This window comes from Lacrimispora sphenoides JCM 1415, from assembly GCF_900105615.1.
GTDB lineage: Bacteria > Bacillota > Clostridia > Lachnospirales > Lachnospiraceae > Lacrimispora > Lacrimispora sphenoides.
This window is the reverse complement of the sequence record NZ_LT630003.1, coordinates 1,530,858-1,548,970: the sequence shown is the minus strand read 5'-3', so window position 1 is coordinate 1,548,970 and position 18,113 is coordinate 1,530,858. Positions and strand designations below refer to the sequence as shown.

The 18,113-nt window shown below is 44.5% G+C and carries 17 protein-coding genes; all 17 read right to left on the bottom strand.

Annotation, left to right across the window (positions count from 1 at the left end; translation table 11 throughout):
- Window positions 1–22: 22 nt before the first annotated feature.
- Entirely contained in the window at window positions 23–754 is a 732-nt protein-coding gene (gene rnc, locus BMX69_RS06885; RefSeq protein WP_054791256.1) for a ribonuclease III, read from the bottom strand.
- Window positions 755–826: 72 nt separating this feature from the next.
- Window positions 827–1,057, bottom strand: coding sequence for an acyl carrier protein (gene acpP / locus BMX69_RS06880; protein ID WP_025232960.1), 231 nt, complete (start codon window positions 1,055–1,057; stop codon window positions 827–829).
- Between the two features lie 19 nt (window positions 1,058–1,076).
- On the bottom strand, window positions 1,077–2,090 hold the full coding sequence (gene plsX, locus BMX69_RS06875) for a phosphate acyltransferase PlsX (protein WP_054791257.1): 1,014 nt from the start codon (window positions 2,088–2,090) through the stop codon (window positions 1,077–1,079).
- 96 nt (window positions 2,091–2,186) lie between these two features.
- Window positions 2,187–3,545 carry an MATE family efflux transporter gene (locus BMX69_RS06870; protein ID WP_100041940.1) on the bottom strand — a complete coding sequence of 453 codons (1,359 nt, stop codon included), beginning with the start codon at window positions 3,543–3,545 and terminating at the stop codon, window positions 2,187–2,189.
- Window positions 3,546–3,651: 106 nt separating this feature from the next.
- The gene (locus BMX69_RS06865) at window positions 3,652–4,608 is read right to left on the bottom strand and encodes an ROK family protein (protein WP_100041939.1); all 957 of its coding nucleotides are present in this window, start codon (window positions 4,606–4,608) and stop codon (window positions 3,652–3,654) included.
- Window positions 4,609–4,770: 162 nt separating this feature from the next.
- Window positions 4,771–5,778, bottom strand: a complete 1,008-nt coding sequence (locus tag BMX69_RS06860) for an ABC transporter substrate-binding protein (protein ID WP_054791258.1) — start codon at window positions 5,776–5,778, stop codon at window positions 4,771–4,773.
- A 72-nt stretch (window positions 5,779–5,850) separates the two neighbouring features.
- On the bottom strand, window positions 5,851–6,858 hold the full coding sequence (locus BMX69_RS06855; protein ID WP_025232955.1) for an ABC transporter permease: 1,008 nt from the start codon (window positions 6,856–6,858) through the stop codon (window positions 5,851–5,853).
- A 22-nt stretch (window positions 6,859–6,880) separates the two neighbouring features.
- Window positions 6,881–8,383 carry a sugar ABC transporter ATP-binding protein gene (locus tag BMX69_RS06850; RefSeq protein WP_100041938.1) on the bottom strand — a complete coding sequence of 501 codons (1,503 nt, stop codon included), beginning with the start codon at window positions 8,381–8,383 and terminating at the stop codon, window positions 6,881–6,883.
- 169 nt (window positions 8,384–8,552) lie between these two features.
- On the bottom strand, window positions 8,553–9,998 hold the full coding sequence (locus tag BMX69_RS06845) for an ATP-binding cassette domain-containing protein (RefSeq protein WP_100041937.1): 1,446 nt from the start codon (window positions 9,996–9,998) through the stop codon (window positions 8,553–8,555).
- Between the two features lie 20 nt (window positions 9,999–10,018).
- Complete coding sequence (locus BMX69_RS06840) at window positions 10,019–11,038, bottom strand: sensor histidine kinase (RefSeq protein WP_100041936.1); 1,020 nt, start codon at window positions 11,036–11,038, stop codon at window positions 10,019–10,021.
- A gap of 13 nt (window positions 11,039–11,051) precedes the next feature.
- Window positions 11,052–12,659, bottom strand: a complete 1,608-nt coding sequence (locus tag BMX69_RS06835; protein WP_100041935.1) for a response regulator transcription factor — start codon at window positions 12,657–12,659, stop codon at window positions 11,052–11,054.
- 136 nt (window positions 12,660–12,795) lie between these two features.
- Complete coding sequence (locus BMX69_RS06830; RefSeq protein ID WP_100041934.1) at window positions 12,796–13,539, bottom strand: ABC transporter permease; 744 nt, start codon at window positions 13,537–13,539, stop codon at window positions 12,796–12,798.
- Window positions 13,526–14,257, bottom strand: a complete 732-nt coding sequence (locus BMX69_RS06825) for an ABC transporter ATP-binding protein (RefSeq protein ID WP_100041933.1) — start codon at window positions 14,255–14,257, stop codon at window positions 13,526–13,528. The genes BMX69_RS06830 and BMX69_RS06825 overlap by 14 nt, the downstream gene beginning before the upstream one ends.
- A 60-nt stretch (window positions 14,258–14,317) precedes the next feature.
- On the bottom strand, window positions 14,318–15,085 hold the full coding sequence (locus tag BMX69_RS06820) for a MerR family transcriptional regulator (RefSeq protein WP_100041932.1): 768 nt from the start codon (window positions 15,083–15,085) through the stop codon (window positions 14,318–14,320).
- A 217-nt stretch (window positions 15,086–15,302) separates the two neighbouring features.
- Entirely contained in the window at window positions 15,303–16,190 is an 888-nt protein-coding gene (locus BMX69_RS06815) for an RsiV family protein (protein WP_100041931.1), read from the bottom strand.
- Window positions 16,187–16,678 (bottom strand): RNA polymerase sigma factor, encoded by a 492-nt coding sequence (locus BMX69_RS06810; RefSeq protein ID WP_100041930.1) that lies wholly within the window; start codon window positions 16,676–16,678, stop codon window positions 16,187–16,189. Before BMX69_RS06810 ends, BMX69_RS06815 begins: the two co-directional genes overlap by 4 nt.
- A 457-nt stretch (window positions 16,679–17,135) precedes the next feature.
- The gene (locus BMX69_RS06805) at window positions 17,136–18,011 is read right to left on the bottom strand and encodes an AraC family transcriptional regulator (RefSeq protein WP_100041929.1); all 876 of its coding nucleotides are present in this window, start codon (window positions 18,009–18,011) and stop codon (window positions 17,136–17,138) included.
- Window positions 18,012–18,113 lie beyond the last annotated feature (102 nt).

Here is an 18,113-nt window from a genome sequence, read left to right as displayed (position 1 = left end):
ATACCCGAAGGGTGTTTCCTTATTATTGTCCACGATTTTTGGACATAGAGGAATACCCGCAGGTTGTATCCATATTCTTAAGACGGAGAATCCCATGATAGGCAGCCACCTGCTCCGCCGCCTTTTTTGTCCGTCCGGTCCCCTGGCCGATTATCTCCTGGCCTATCAGAACCTGAGACTCAAATACCTTGTTATGATCCGGTCCCTCTTCCCGTAAAAGCTCATAGCTTAAGGGCTCGTCCGTCTTACTCTGTACGATCTCCTGCAAGATAGTCTTGCTATCATAAAAGAGCTGCTTATGTTCCAGATCATTCATGATGAATCGAAGGATAAACTCTTTTGCATTAGCAAAACCACCGTCCAGATAAATGGCCCCAATCAGCGCTTCCATAGCATCAGATACGATCGATGCACGCCCTCTGCCTCCGGTGGCTTCTTCCCCCTTGCCCAAAAGCAAGTATTCTCCAAGCCTTATATCCTCTGCACAATAGGCAAGAGTCGGTTCACAGACGATGCTGGCACGTATCTTTGTCAAATCCCCCTCCGGTTTTTCCGGATACTTATGATACAGACAGTCACTGGAAACCACTTCCAGCACAGAGTCTCCTAAAAATTCCAGGCGTTCGTTGCATTCCAGCTTATTTAACCGGTGTTCATTGGCATAGGAGCTGTGTGTCATGGCCTGTGTCATGAGATGGCTGTCCGAAAAACGGTAGCCGATACGCTCCTCCAGTTCTTTTAAATTCCTGCTCATCATACTCCTCTTCTCATTATGAAAGAAGGTGCTGCGGACAGACTAAGAAGTCCCCGGCAGCACCCACATCTATTAATTTAAAGCATTCTTGATCTGTTCTACTGCATCATTGACACTTACGATGTTTTCTGCCACTTCTGTTGGAATCTCAATATCAAATTCCTCCTCAATGCCCATAATGATCTGGAACACATCAAGGGAGTCAGCGCCTAGGTCATCCACAAATGTGGAGTTCATGGACACCTCATCCGGCTCAATATTTAACACCTCTGCAATTATGTTCTGTAACTTCTCAAATTCCATCTCTTTTCCTTCCTCTCTCCTATTCTTGATTTTCATCATTCTTTTTAAGACTTTCTCTTATCTTATCATTAATTCCCTGTTCTTTGAAGATCACGCACTGAAGTATGGAGTTCTTCACTTCTGTTGCCTTTGAATTCCCATGGGTTTTTACAACCAAGCCATTCAGTCCCAGAAGCGGTGCTCCGCCGTGCTGAGATGCATCAAATGATTTTAGGCTTTCCTTCAAAGCAGGTTTTACAAGCAGAGCTCCGATTTTGCTCCTTAAACTTCCCATCATACCGCGTTTTACCTTATCGATTAAGGTTGCTCCTACTCCTTCATAAAGCTTCAGAATTACATTGCCTACAAATGCCTCACAAACAATGACATCTGCACCGCCATGCGGAATCTCCCTGGCTTCAATGCTTCCGGTAAAATGGATATCCTTGCACTCCTTTAACAGTGGAAAGGTTTCTTTTACAAGCGCATTTCCCTTTTCTTCTTCTGCGCCGATATTAACGATAGCCACTCTTGGATTCTTTATTCCCACTACATGCTCCATGTAAAGGGATCCCATTCTGGCAAACTGTACCAAATGGGACGGTCTGGCATCCACATTGGCTCCGCAGTCAATCAGCAGGGAAACGCCTTTTTCCGTTGGGATAAGCGGTGCAAGCGGTGGTCGTTCCACCCCTCTTATCCGTCCGACAATCACCTGTCCGCCAACCAGTATAGCGCCCGAACTGCCAGCCGATACAAATGCATCCGCTTCCTTTTGTTTTACCAGATTCATTCCCACAACGATGGAAGAATCTTTCTTCTTTCGTATGGCGTTAACCGGAGGTTCATCCGTCTCGATTACCTCTGACGCATTCACAATCTGTATCTGATCCTTTTGAAACGTATGCTTCTTCAGTTCTTCCGATACAATATGCTCCTGCCCTACTAAGAGAACCTGGACTTCTTTATTCGCGTTTACCGCCTCTACGGCTCCGGCAACCATCTCCACCGGTGCATAGTCGCCGCCCATGGCGTCAACAGCTACTTTTATCATCATGATTCTCCTTTCACATATCGCCTAAGATAATCTATTACATAATATACTAAATATTATACTATAAATCAATAATAAATTAAGAAAATTAAAAGATCAGACAAGACCTTTGTTTTCCCTGCTTTTTTCCACCCTCTTCATGATATAGATATATGAGATTGTAGTGAACAGACCGGCGCTTAACCAGGCCGCTGGATCACAGGCGCAGGCCAAGGGGAAGCTTAAAAGCCGGATTGCCAATCCAGCAGTTATCAGTCTTGCCACAAGCTCTACGACTCCTCCAAGCATGGGAAGAAGGCCGTAGCCACACCCCTGCATGGTATTTCTGAATATAAAAATCATTCCTAGGGGAATATATAAAACAGCACATAAATAAATATAGGTTTTCGCCCATGGCAGCATTTCCGCTATATCCACATCACCTGAGAAAAACAGCCTTAATGCATATGGGAGGACTAAACAGACGATGACAGAAGAAATTGCTGAATAGACGACCTCTGTCCAAAGTACAAGTCTGACGCCTTGGCGGATCCTTCCTATGTCTCCCTTTCCGTAATTCTGACCCGAATACGTAGCCATTGTCTGACCCATGGCGACCATTCCCTGCAGAACCAACCCCTGAAACTTGTTGGCGGCCGTATAAGCTGCTACTGCGGCTGAACCGAATAAATTAACGGCAGACTGCATGATGATGGTTCCTGATGCAGTGATTCCAAATTGGAGAGCCATGGGAATTCCCACGGAAAGCTGGCGCTTTGTATCCGTCACATTCAGTTTCCAGTGATTCCTCTTTGGAGTTAAAACCGGAACTTTTTTATAAATATAGAAGATGCACAGAAGCGCGGATATCCCCTGCGAGAGATTCGTTGCCCAGGCGGCTCCAGCCACTCCCATTTTAAAATTAATAATAAAAACAAGATCCAGCACTACGTTCAGAGAGGCAGAAAACATCAGGAACAAAAGGGGGATCCGGCTGTTCCCAACGGAACGGAGATAAGAGGAAAACAGATTGTAAAATACATTTGCAACAATTCCCATGCAGATGATGGAAATGTAGGTATAAGCATCCTCGAAAATATTGCCGGGCGTGTTCATGACCTTTAAAAGTGTTCTCATAAAAGAGAGGCTTAAGACTGTCATAAGCACAATAATGAAAGATGACAGAATGATCCCATTGGCCACGGAGCGCTTCGCGCCGTTTTCATCTCCTGCTCCAAACCGCTGGCTGGTAAGGACCGTAAACCCGGTGCTCATGCCCTGGGAAAATCCAATGACCAGAAACATGATCGTACCGGTGGAGCCCACCGCTGCCAGTGCATCCGGTCCAACAAAACGGCCTACAATAATGGTATCTGCCATGTTATAAAGCTGCTGAAAGATATTACCCATCAGAAGCGGAAGTGTGAATTTTAAAATGATCGGAAGCGGATTGCCTCTTGTCATATCAGTTTCCATTTTTTTCCATCCTCTGTTCAAAATTTTGTCACCCTTTATGATGCGCAAGGGTTATTTTATCACGTTCCTCTTCTGTTGTCACTCCTTTTCAAAAAATCCGGTATTTCTATTCATAAACCGCAGCCATAACGGCTCCATAATCCCCGATCCTCTCCCCTAACTGGGCAGGCACGATTCTGCACACAGCTGCGGAAGAGGCAAGAGCCTCCCTGCGGATTTCCTCCCACATGGAAGGTTCCATGAATTCGTGGGTTCTGGCGTATATACTTCCGGCAACTATTACCTCCGGATTCAGGATATCAATGAGCATGGACAATCCTCTTCCGAAATACGTTCCCGACTCTTTCAGTAATTCTGCGGCATCTTTATGACCTGCTCTGGCAGCCTCAGCCACATCCTTTGCCTTGATTTCCTCTTTTTCTCCAGTCTGGAAGGAGGCCTTTTTCCCCTCCTTTTCCATCTGTTTTGCTTTATCTATTGCCATTTGACGGATTCCGCCGCCGCTGCAAAATCCTTCCAGACTCCCTGCCTTTCCGTATCCGACCGGCCCGTCCTCTTTCAGGCGGACATGGCCAACTTCTCCTGCCATGCCGCAGGCACCTGTATATAAACGCCCATTCAAAATCAGCCCTGCGCCAAGGCCGGTACCAAAGGTGAGGAATATCATATGAAGAGATCCTTTACCTGCCCCGTATTTCCATTCGGCAAGGGCACAGGCATCGGCATCGTTTAACATTCTGGCGGGCATTTGGAGTTTTTCCGACAGATAGGAAACAATGGGAACTGAAACCCAGCCCGGCAGGTTAGGAGGAGAACAGATAATCTTGCGGTCAGGACTCAAAGGTCCTCCGCAGGATATTCCAATACGGCAATCGGGCCGGGAAACCTCATGAGTCTCCAGCATACGTTCCCCATAAACGCACAATGTATCCAACACTGCTCTCCAGTCTGATGTAGTCTGTATTTCCTTCCGGTCGTTCCATATAATCGTATCACCCTCCAGCCGGCAAAGAAACACCGCACACTTTGTTCCTCCAATATCAAATCCTATGATATGCATCATAATACCTCAGTCCTTCTATTATTATAAGTAAGTTCGATTCACCTGGCTGTTTGCCGAACGGGCAACTTGCCTTTACTAAGTAAAATATGCCAACAGAGCAGGAACCGGCGAACCGGCCCTGCTCTTTCCCTGTTATAAAATGTGTCTGTGTTTAAATCGCACTTATTTTAATGTATCTTTTGTAAGAACGGAAACGCCAGTATCTACGTTCTTGTCTCCTGTATCCTTGCCTTCCAGAGCATTAACAGCTGTCTTTATTCCTTCATATCCCATAACATCTGGGTTCTGAGCCATGGTTGCAAGGAGATAGCCATCTTTAATCAGCTGAAGGATCATATCGGATTTATCAAAGCCTACGCCGATTACAGTCTCGCCTGCTTCCTGAATGGCATTGCCTGTACCTACTGTAGAGCCTTCATTGGCTCCGAAAATGCCTACGCAGCCCTGGGTAATATAGTTCGCTGCAATATCCTTGGATTTTGCCGCATCGCCTTCGCCGTACTGAGTTTCCAGGATCTCAAACTTTGTTCCCTCAAATGCAGAACGGAAGCCTTCTTCTCTGGCCACTGTGGATGCGGTTGCAGCATTCACGTTTACGATGCCGATCTTGCCTGATTCGATTCCTTTTTCCTTTAAGGCTTTGATCATTTCATCACCTGCAGTTTTTCCAGCAGCTTTGTTATCTGTTGCAAGAGTCTGGATCGCCGGCAGAGATGCTGCGGAGTCTACGTATACCACTTTTACTCCTGCGTCAATGGCTTCCTGTAAGGATGCAGTAACTGCATCAGGGCCGTTAGCTGCCAGTAAAATGGCTTGTGCGCCTCCTGCTACGGCATTGTTAATACATTCGATCTGTTTTGCGTCATCCTTTACATCAGGAGCCAGCCATTTGTAATCTACATTTCCAAGCTCCTTTACAGCCTTCTGGGCACCTGCATCCACGTTTACCCAGTGCTGGTCCATTTGATCCATGGTGATTAAATAAACCTTGTGTGAGCCGCCGCTGGAAGCCGCCTCTTTTGCTGTTTCTGCAGCTGTGGTTGCAGCTTCTGTTGCAGCTTCTGTTGTTGCCCCGGTCGTAGCTGCAGCCTCCTTCTGCCCGCTGCTGCAGCCTGCCATAGACGCAATCACTCCCATAGAAAGAATAGCCGCCAATACTTTCCGCTTCATAAACCTTTTCCTCCTTAAAATTGGATATTTTAAAATCTGCCTATATCAAAGCCTCAGGCTCCAATACCATCATTATGGTTCTATCTTATTTTTCTTTCCCAGCTTTCCGCTTCGTACAATCACATCAATCAATACGGAGATCACTACAATGGCGCCGATGACAATATTTCGGATTGCAACCGGGGCGCCTGCAAACTGAAGTCCATTCTGGAGCACGCCCCAGATGGAAGCACCGATTACCGTACCAATTAGAATTCCCTGGCCTCCCAATGTAGAAACTCCTCCGATTACGGAAGCCGCCACAGCATACATTTCATAGGCATTGCCCGCATCCATGGTACCCATGCCGCTTGTTGCACAGATCACTAGTCCTACGACGCAGGAGCAAAAAGAGCTGACCAGATAAGCCTTTGTAGTGGTGGCTACAATATTTACCCCGGATAGCTTGGAGGCCTCTATGTTGCTTCCGATTGCATAAATGTGCCGCCCGGTTCTTGTTTTGCTTAATAGGAAATTAAATACCAGCCATAAAACAATGGATATGATCACTGTGTTATACACTCCGGCGACCTTTCCATAATAAAAGAAATCCCGAAATCCCCTTGCCCCGTCTCCAATGGCATCGGTATTGTAGTTATTATTTACAATCTGAGCAACGCCCCTGGCAATTGTCATGGTACCTAAGGTTGCAATAAAAGGCGGAAGCTTGCACTTGGCTACCAGTAAGCCGTTGACAACGCCTACGATCAGACAGCACAACAGGGTAAGAATTACCGCAACCCATGGATTCATGCCCTTTGTCATCATGGTCGCAGATATCATGCAGCTCATACCGACAACAGAACCAATGGACAAATCAATATTGCCGGTGATCAATACATAGGACTGTCCGATGCCGATTAACAGGATCGGAGCAATCTGACGCAAAAGATTCGCAACATTTTTCCCGGAAAAGAATGTAGGGTTTATGATGCCAAAAACAACGCACATAACGATAAGTCCTAAACTTACGGTGACTACCTGCCCCATCCCGCGAACGGCGAACAGCCTTTTATACCAACTCTGTCTTTTACTATTCATGTTACCTCTCCTTGCCCTTTTCTTAACTGATCTTGCTTTCAAACTGAGTCGCATATTTGAGGATCAGATCCTGTGTCGCCTCAGCTGTCATCACTTCCCCTGTTATTTTCCCGTCACACATGACAATAATCCGGTCGCTGATGCCAAGGACTTCCGGCATTTCCGACGAAACGAACAAAACGCCGATCCCCTTTTGTTTTAATTCGTTCATCAGGTTATAGATCTCTACCTTAGCCGCCACGTCGATGCCCCTGGTGGGTTCATCGAAAATCACGACCCGTGAATTCCTTGCAAGCCATTTACCTACCACCACCTTTTGCTGGTTACCGCCGGATAAGCTTCCGGCATCTACCTCTGCGTTCGGCAGCTTGATTTTTAAGGAAACCACTGTTTTATCCGTCATTTCCCTCTCTTTTTTCCTGTTGACGATTCCCAGCTTTCCGCATAGCATATCCAGATTGGGAAGGGCAATGTTATCCCGTACGCTGAGTTTCGTACAGAGGCCGTCCTTTTTCCTGTCTTCCGGAGCCAGTACGATACCTGCTTTTATGGAATCTTCTACATTATGTATGATGACCTCTTTTCCATCCAGGAAAATCTGCCCGGATTCCTTTGGATCCGCTCCAAATATGGCTCTGGTGGTCTCTGTCCTTCCTGCCCCCATTAACCCGGCTATTCCTACGATCTCGCCTTCATGCAGCTCCAGATTGATGCCGCGGACCATCCGTCCGGCATTTAAATTGCGGATCTCCAGAATCTTCTTCCCTTTTGGACAGGAGACCCGTGGGAATTTCTGTTTTATTTCGCGGCCGACCATGTGAGAAATGATCTCATCCATCCGATTCTGATCAAAATCCATGGATGTGATAAATCTTCCGTCTCTCATGATGGTGACCCGGTCCACGATATGTTTCAGTTCTTCCAGTCGGTGGGATATGTATACGATTCCGCAGCCTTCTTTCTTTAACTTTTTAATAATAGTGAACAGATCTGCGATTTCCTTTGAGGTCAGGGCTGACGTAGGCTCATCCATAATCAAGATCCTGGCATTCATGGAAAGCGCCTTGGCGATCTCAACCATCTGCTGCTTGGATACTGCCAGATTACCCACCAGTTCCTCTGGATCTAATTCTATATTCATTCGGCTTAATATCTCGGCAGCCGCCTTGTTCATCTCTTTTTCAGAAAGGATCATTCCCTTTGTCCGTTCCCGTCCCAGAAAAATGTTTTCCGCTACGGTCAAATGCTGGCACATGTTCAGTTCCTGATGGATGATCGCTACCCCAAGATCCTTTGCCTTCTGTGTGGTCATTTCCCGGATATTGTCGCCGAATACTTCGATGGTTCCTCCATCTCTTGGATAGACGCCGCTTAATATTTTAACAAGTGTTGATTTTCCCGCACCATTTTCACCCAGCAATGCCATAACTTCTCCTGATTTTAAGTAAAACGAAACATCGTCAAGCGCTTTTACACCAGGGAATGTCTTTATAATATTCTGCATCCGCACAATATCTTCCTGCATACCTATCACCCTCATATTTCTCTCAAATTCTAGCTTCTGTAAACAGTATATCATCGGGAATCCATGGATAGTAGGGGAGATTCTTCCGTTTAAGGGGGGTATTCTTTGGCAATCAAATCCTTTGCAGAAATGAAAAACAGGCAGCCAGACCGCCTGTTAATCCTATTCATTACCAGCCTACTTTATAAAATTCCTCTTTCGCGTATTCTGCCGCCACCTTTCCATCCTGCAGAATTATCATCCGGTCTGATACATCCATGTTGTCGGCAAGGTTGCTTGTGAGAATGAGTACCGAAATTCCGCTGTTTTTCAGCTCCTGGATCAGATCCAGCACATAACGCCTTAAGTACATGTCCCCCTTTGCCAGCGGCTGTACGCACACAGCGACCTTAGGGTGAAGGAGATGGATCCGGTAATAGGCAAGGCCGTATCTTTCCCGCATGCTTAAACGGTCAATCTTACCAGCATCAATACAGGGCCCCACCTTTTTCATATATTCTTTCCGTACACTGCGAAGATGGCTGCGCTTTAAATTCCCGAACAAAACCTTCCGGTCCAGAAGAAACGTCAGGTTTTCCATATAGCTCATGTCCCTAAACAGGAAGGTTTCAGCCGGATCATCAGGAATGACAGCTACTCCCTCCTTAAAAAAGTCCGTGGGCTCCTCTCCTGCAAAGTCCCTTTCTCCCAGGTAAATCCTGCCGGCCCTGATTCCCCTGCTGCCGGAGAGGACCTCCACCAGAGGCTCCCAGGTCTGATTATCCATATCCAGTATCATCAGACATTCCCCTTTTCGCAGAGAAAAACCCACCGGCTCTTTTCCGTTCAAATGCACGCCATCCAATTTAAGAACAGCCTCCTCCTTAGGTTCCCGGATTTGGCTGCCGGATAAGTCAAACGATATGGTGTAAGGCTGAAGGGCCGTTTCCACCATTTCTTCTTTTTCAAACACCTTCCATATGATTCCCTGATGAAAAAGAGCCGCCCGGTCCGCAATCTGGAACACCTCCTGATGATGGTTGCCCATATAAAGGAATGCGGTCCCCCTCTTTGCCTGCTCTCTGATAATGTCCTGAAACTGTTTTAGTTCCATCTGGCTTAAGAAATTGCTGATCCTGTCCAGAATAATGAACCGGCACCCGGCCAGAATGGCTTTTAAAAGCTCAGTCACACAGCGCTCAAAGGCGCTTAAGGTTGAAACCCGGCGTTTGGGATCAATGGAAAGTCCCAACTCTGCCATCAAAAGCTCCACCTGATGATCCAGCACCCTGCTGTTAATAATATACTTTTTAAATCCCTTCCGCATAACAAACAGGTTATCAGATATGGTCAGGCTGTCTATGAGCCGTCCCCTCTCCTCAATGACATAAACCCGGTTGTCAGTAAAGTCCGCGTGGGAATAATGATTTACCCGGTCTCCTTCATAGTATACTCCGCCAAAGCTTATGGGAATGTTATGACAGATGAGACGGATCAATTGGGAACAGCCCTTTGCATCGGATATAATGAGCCCCATAATTTCTCCCTGGAGAATATAAAAATCCAGATTATCCAGATAACGCTCTCCGTTTTCTTCCAGGGTAACATGATTCAGCCGGAGAATTTCCTTTCTCATCTCATCACCTCTCTGTCCTGTTAATCCTTTACCAGAGGAAGGGATATCTCCACATCCGTTCCTGCCTCCACCTGGCTGTAGACATGGATGCCATATTCCTCTCCGAAGAGCAGCTTGATTCTGTTATTGACATTCTGGATTGCAATGCCGCCTTTCCGGTCTAAATCAGGGTTCACATCGTCTAAGGATAAGCTTTTAAGTTTTTCATTTAACATTTTTACCCTTTCGGCCTCCATCCCAAGCCCGTCATCAGATATCTTGATGATCAACCGGGAATCCGTTACCAAAATTTTAATGATCAGATGCCCTTCCCCTATTTTCCGCTCAATCCCGTGATAAATAGAATTCTCAACAACCGGCTGCAGAGTCAGCTTTGGCAGACGGTATTGCAGGATCTCCATTTCATCCAGTTCTTCAGAACATGCATACTGGATATTCAGCTGTAATTTTTTTCCAAAGCGGAACTGTTGGATGTAATAGTAGTTTTCAATATTTGCAAGCTCATCCTCTAAGTTTACCAGATGGTCTACATTGGAAATAGTATAGCGGAAAAAGGTAGCAAGAGCCTCCGTCATCTCCGCTATGCTGTCCACGCCCAGGCTCAGCGCCTCACTCCGTATTCCTTCCAGAGTATTGTACAAAAAATGAGGGTTGATCTGGTTTTGCAGGGCAAGATATTCCGCCTGCTTTTTTGAAACATTAATCAGTTCCCTGGTCCCAAGCATTTCAAAAAACCTTTGATTTACTTTCTCAGTTTCCGGGCAGTAGGGATAGCGTATTTTTAATAAGTCATTTAAAACACTGCCAGAGGCAAACTGCCGTTCCACCCGTTTGGTTTCCTGCATGGGCTTATAAATTCCATAATATCCGTTGTAGAAAAATAAGACCAGGAGAACGGAAGCCGCCATTATAAGCCAAATTTGCTCCGGCTGACCCCTGGTTAAGTACAGGGCATAGCAAAGCAAAAACATGAATCCGGTCAAAACACCTGCCAATAGAAGAATCACTCTGACGGATAGAAACCGTAATTTTTCCTTCATGATACGCCTCCCATCAGGAATAAAGCTTCCGATACTCGTTTGGCTTTAAACCGGAATATTTGGTAAAGTTCTTTGTAAAATACTTTACATCGCTGTAGCCCACTTCCTCACATATGGATGCAACACTTAAATTTGTTTCTTTTAGAAGGCCTTTCGCCTGTTCCATACGCACCTCGGATAGGAATTCCAGAAAGTTCTTTCCTGTCTCCTTCTTAAACAGGGAACTGAAATATGTAGGATTGAATCCGGCGACTTCACTGACTGTTTCTAAGGTAATGGCTTCCCTATAATGGTCTCTGATGTATTTTTTGGCGATTCGGATGGGGCGGTTATTCTCCTGCATCTTTCCGGCCACGGCCTTATCATAGGAAGCGGAAATCTCTTTTATGAGATAGCGAAGGACCTCTCTTGCAGAAGAACAAAATTCCACTCCCTGATTAAACCGTTCCATAAAATTCTGTTCAATGGGGATCTTATGATTTTTCATGAAAAACAGATAAAGGTTACAGACCTCTCTGCACATCTGCAGAATTTCATGCCCGGTCATATCCGGCTGCTCCAAAAGCCCGTCTTTCAGTTTCATCAGGCAATCTCCCACCTGCTGCCTGTCCAGACTTTCCAAAGCCGTGTTCATGTTCTGGTTAAACTGAGTGAACCACTGGCTTGATGCCAGATGAAAAGAGCTGCGCAGCTCCCCCTCCAGGAGTTTGCCGTTTCCGGCCACCAGGCGCTGCTCTACTAAGTACCTGGCGGATTTGAGGGAACTCCTTAGCTGGGTGATATTCCATACAGTTGCTCCAAACCCAATGGTCACTCGAAGCCCTTCCAGAATGGATTCCAGCACAGCAAGCTCATTTAATATATTTTTGCATTGCCGGCGGATGAGTTTCCTGTTTTCCTCACCATAATTTAAGAATAGATAAATATGGCTGTTTTCCACATACAATTCCCAGTCATATACATGGCCTTTCAGCATCTGCTCTGCAATCTGAGTTGTCTTTTCTGTCAGAAATTCCAGGTTTTTCTCGTCAGGCATGGAAATTCCATCAAATTTGACACAAACGATCTGAAAGCACCCCTGTTTTAACTGATAATAATACTGCTTATTGATTTCTTCCAGGCTGGAGCAGTCCTGTTCACTTCGGTCCCGGTACAAGACATTGGAAAACCAGGTGGTCCGCAGCCTCTCTGCGTCACTCTTCCTTGCCAGCCTGACCCGCTCCTCGTAGGTCAGCTGCTCGCTTTTTTCATTATACCTTACTCTTATTTTTTCCAGAGTTTCTGTCAGTTCCTGTTTTTTGATTGGTTTTAACAAATAATCGCTGACCCCATATTTGATCGCTGTCTGGGCATATTCAAAATGGCGGTATCCGCTGATAATCACAAATTCCACACCTACATTCAGTTCCCGGGTCTTTTTCACCAGGTCCAGGCCGTCATATCCCGGCATCCGGATATCCGTAATCACTACATCAGGAGAAAGGGCTTCTATCTTTTCAAGCGCCTCGATCCCATTATTTGCCACACCGCTGAGCTTCATATCCAGTGCTTGCCAATCGATCAGCTTCTCGATCAGCTGGCAGATCTTTTCTTCATCATCTGCTATCAATACTTTTAACATGATTAACCCCCTGCTTTGCCCCGATTCTTTTGTCATTATATCATGTTCGCCCGGGTGAAGGAAGTAGTGTAAAAAATAAAAAGCAGCCATAAATTATTGGCGAGGTAAGCTCTGTCAGGCCAATTAATCCAAGCTCTCATTCCCACTTGAAAAAACGTAGGGAAATACTGATACATATCACCGCAATGGCAATCATCACCATAACCGGAGTGAAAACCCTATCCATTGGCAGCCCCAGTGAGGCAGCCTTAAGAAGTTTAATTCCCTGAGTCAGCGGAAGGAGGTCTGCTGCTTTTTGAAATGCAGCAGGCATCACCTCGTAAGGCAGAGTGGCACCTGAAAAAATCAGCATTGGAAAGTACAGCAGGCTGGCGGCGGCACCGGCTATTTTCGTGTTCGGTGCAATTCCCCCCACCAGCAGCCCAATGCTGAACATGGACAACATGACAAGCAAGTATGCCCCTAGAAACGGAAGCCATGAACCTTTTAGCTGAAATCCAAAAAATAGCGCTCCAGTTATATAAATCAGGATAAGGGATGCAATCGAATAAAGTGCGTAAATAGCAACCTGCACCGCCAGAATAAGTGCAGGATCAGCGGGCGTTACCTTAAACCGCTTTAAAATCTTTCTGCTTCGATAATCAGATACAACCAGGGGAAGCCCCATCACGCCTCCGGCACATATGGCAATGGCTGATACCGCACCAAAGGATTGTTCCAGGAACGTATATTCTGCACCATCAAAAGCGGGTTTGTCTCCAAAAACTGCTCCTAAGATTACAACCACGACAACCGGCATACAAATAGCAAAGATAAACATGTCCAGCCCACGAAGAGATAATTTTCCTTCTGTTTTAAGTAACGTTTTAAATGTTTTCATATTCACCCTCCCCGTCTGTGTACCAAAGATATGCATCCTCAAGCTTTTCATAAGGACTTGCTGTGACCGCTTCTTTTATGGAACCGCAAAATATGCTCTTCCCGTTCTTCAAAATCATGATCCTGTCACAAAGGGCTTCCACCTCATCCATAAAATGAGAGGTCAGCAAAATTGTGATACCTCTTTCTTTTAACTGGGAAAGGCTCTTCCACACTTCCCGCCGTGCCCTGGCATCCAATCCTGTTGTCAGCTCGTCTAAAAACACGACTTCGGGATCTGGGATCAGCGCAAGCACGATAAAAAGCCGTTGCTTCTGACCTCCTGAAAGTTCACTGACCAGGCTATTTGACTTTTCCAAAAGTCCGAACTGCTCCAGTAGAACACCATAATCCAGGGTGTTTTTGTAAAGCGAAGCAGTAACTTCACAAAGTTCATCTACCTTGATTTTGTCCTGATAATTGGCTTCCTGAAATTGAACACCAACCCTCTCAAAAAGTTTTTTCCTGTCTTTTTGCGGATTCAATTCCAAAATGGATACCGTTCCGCTATCCTGTATTTTCGTTCCCAGGATACATTCAATTGTGGTGCTTTTACCAGCACCGTTTGCTCCCAGCAAGCCAAATACTTCCCCGCGGCAAATTGAGATATTAATATTCTCTATCGCTTTCACTTGGGCGTAAGACTTGCACAGTCCTTTTACTTCTATGGTTGTTTCCATGTGATAAAATCCCTCCTTTTTCTTTTCACAAAAAGAATAACACCAGAGCAAAGTCTGGTGTCAAAGTGTAGGGTTTATTTCAAATTGTTCTTTCATCTTCTCAAGGTGCGACAGCATGACTTTCGCATTTTCCTCCGCAAAATGCAAAGAAGTGAGAAGCTTATCACATACAGAAATGATATCTTCGTTTTCGTCCGGTGTATCAATCACCTGCCGGATATCTGCTTTTGGATTTTGGGATAATGTATTCAGCATTCGTAAAATTGCCGAAAGGGAATAATTCCCACAACGCAGGGAACGAATGATTTTGAGCCGCCGAATATCCTCATCCGTATAAACCCGGTAGCCGTTTTGTTTTCGTTTTATAGTGAGCAGGCCATTCATTTCCCAATTTCTTAAAGCATCCATTGAAATTTGTAAATAATCGGCCATTTCTTTTCTGGTTAAAACCATTGCACCGGATTCTTGATCCTGGCTGCTGCCTGATAACAGCTTTTGAGTGATCTCTATGGCTTCCTCCGCATTACTTTGCTCATTTTTTATCTGCTGCAAATAATGTTCCGTCAAATTAATTGCCTTGTCAAAATTTCCGGAAGCAGAGGTCTTAATAATAGTAATCGCCTGTTTTCTCAATCCATTTTGTAAAACCTCGACCTTTAGCGCTATTCTTACGAACTTAATCTGCTCCATATGAAAATCTGTAAAAATGCGATAACCGTTTGCCCTCCGCTCTGGTTTGGGTATAAGCTCAAGTTCTTCATAAAGACGTACCGTATTGGGATGGATTCCTATACTATGCGCAATTTCGGATGTCATGTAAGTTTTCATTCGATCTATCACCACCATTCTATTCCACCATAATAGCATCATTTTAAAGTCTGGTGTTATAGTGGAGAGTTCAATTGTAACTAATAAGAATAAAAAGTGCAAGGTGGAGATGATACCGGCCTGCCTGCAAAAGAAAACAAGCATATCGTCCATCGTAAACGATACGCTTGTTTTCCAGTCAGCCAAGCCTTACATAGCTATGAACACGATTCGCTTTTTACCTTACTATTTCAAATTCCACTGACCCGGCAGCTCCTGGCGCTATCTCATATTTGTCAAAAACTATAACCGGATTTCCATTATCCTTCATATAGAATTTTGTCTCATCAGTAATGCTTTCGAAACCGCCCTCCTCAGGAGTAAAAAATGGAATACCAATTTCTTTTGATTTTTCCTCCATCTGTCTATTAATGCTCTCGTTTGCTTTATTGATGTAATCCTCTCCTAGAACATCTCCTAGTGATAATAGCTTTCCTGATTTTAGATCTATGTTATAGTACTTTTCCTGACTGTAGGCAGAGGTCCAGCTCTCTGTTCCCCTCACCACAAAAGAAAGATAGTTATCGCTTTGAGCCTTGATCTCATACCACACCTTGATCTCGATCTTATGTTCCGCCCATTCTGCCTCTGTTCCTCCTGTATCTAAAAACGCCTGTTTATATTCCTGTGCACGCTCCAATGATTCATCTGCATATTTACTGCAGATTTCCTGGATTTCTTCATTTATTTGCTTGGAAAGTCCATGGGTGTCGTTTTGGATAAATTCCACTCCCGGCACTTCTACTGAAATTTTTTCATCTCCAACAGTCTTTTTATAGGAGCTTACGGTTAGGACCCGGGCGATGGCACCTACAACCGGAATCTGGTGTACTTCCTCTGCAAAAGCTGTATTTATATTCAGCGCCGCAGTAAATGTAATAAGGAAAGCTGCCGCTGTTCCCAGTCCCCATTTATAATACCGTCTCTTTCCATTCCCATTATGATTCGTGGTGCTAGTTGCTTTTCTTCCTTCAAACTGCTCGATGGCACCCTGTATGCGTCCGCTTAATTCCTCGGGAATGGGAGTCTCATCGTATCTTTTTTTTGCATCATCCAACTGGTTCATAAGTTTACCTCCTGAATATTCTGCTTTAACAATTTCAAACCCCGGTACAGTCTTGCTTTTACCGTGTTTAAATTGGCACCGGTGATCTCTGCAATCTCTTTCAGCGACATTTCTTCGAAAAAACGAAGCTTAATGATGTTTTGTATTTCTATATCCAACCGGTTGATCTCGTGATAAAGGTCATCCGATGGTTCAAAGCCCTGTTCATAATAGGGGATCTCCAGACCCAGGTCTTCTCCAGAGGCGATCTCTTTTTTATTTTTCTTGAGGAAATAAATGCTCTCGTTTACTAGAATCCTGTAAAACCATGTTTTAATGGCATCGGAATTTTTTAAGGATTCATAATGATCCAGCGCTTTTAATACCGCATTCTGAACAATATCCAGTGCATCCTCCTGGTTTTGGGCGTAGCTGAATGCCAGCCGGTAAAACTTTTTCTGGTTTTCAATGATGTAGCCTGTCATCTTATCATAGTTCTCTTGTCTCATTTGTTACCCTTTCTGTCTTTTAACAGACATTTTTGCCGTTCTGTTATATAGATGATTTCAGATGCAAAAAAGTTGCAGAAAATGAAAAACAAGGCTCTGAAAATTCAGAAGCCCTGTTTTTATATGATTTACGCTATTACTATTTAATCCATTATTATTATTTCACCTTGGAGCTTGAATTTATTCTATTAACGTAATTGTCACCAACAGCATGTGACTCAATTCGGTATCCTATGCTTTTTCATAATTTCCATACCTCTATCATTACATAACTGAGTCAAAATATCAAGCAGAGCATCGGCTTCCCCTCTTTATACTCTAAACAAAGCGGCGGCTTTGAATCGATTCGATTACAAAACCACCGCTTAATTATACATTTTTCAATGGGTAAAACATATTGCCTGCCAAATGACGGCTTTTTAAATGCCGTTCGGCAGTTTAAAATGTCTTCGAGAATTTAACCGTTAATTTTGCGGACAGGGATCCATATCTCACTTTTATAATCTGCCCTGCTCGTATCAGGGGTCTCATTCCACAATAACTCCGGTCCCCCGGTCAATTCATATCCCGATGCCGGGAACCATTCCCCATAAATCTTAGCCCATGTGTCCTGTATCGCCTCTGGAAATGGACCAACCGCTTTAAATACCGCCCAAGTAGATGCCGCGACATGAAGGATATCATAGCCGTCAGAAGCCCTTTTGGAAGTAGCAACTCCGATATACTGGTCAAGCTGTGAGCCTTCCGTGGTACGCTCATGAAAATTCGCAGAAACACTGAGCATTCCTTTTGGTTCCACGTCGCATAATCCTTTTAGCTCTTCAATAATTTGAGGAGTTAATTTTTGTACCAATGAGTCCATCTGTGGATTGATCCCTTTAAATTTCACTGTAATTCTTTTTTTAAATCCAACAACATAAAATTCGTCTTTTTCGACAACCCGATAATTCATTTCTATTCCTCCTTTGATTGTTAATTGAAAGGTCATTGGAGGCAGGACTTTAAGTTCAGTGTTTGTTTTTTTTGCTTGCGAAGGGGTTACTCCATGCATCACTTGAAAAGCTTTACTAAAAGCTTCCGGTGATTCATAACCAAGCTGTAATGCTAAATCAATGACTTTTACCGAATCGTTTTGTAACATCAGTCCTGCTGCCGACAGCCGCCTGCGGCGAATATATTCACCTAATGGCATTCCTGCAAGAAAAGAAAACATTCTGCGAAAATGATATTCTGAACAGCCGGATATACGTGCGATTTGACCCGGTTCAATATCAAGCATCAAGTTTCTTTCAATATATGCCATTGCATCATTAAATTGAGCCAGCGTATTCATTGCCTGATTCCTCCTTTCAAAACAATCATACTTGAGATTTAGATATAAATCCTGATATTTTTGATGCGGATAAACACAGATTTAGTTATCAATAAAGGACTC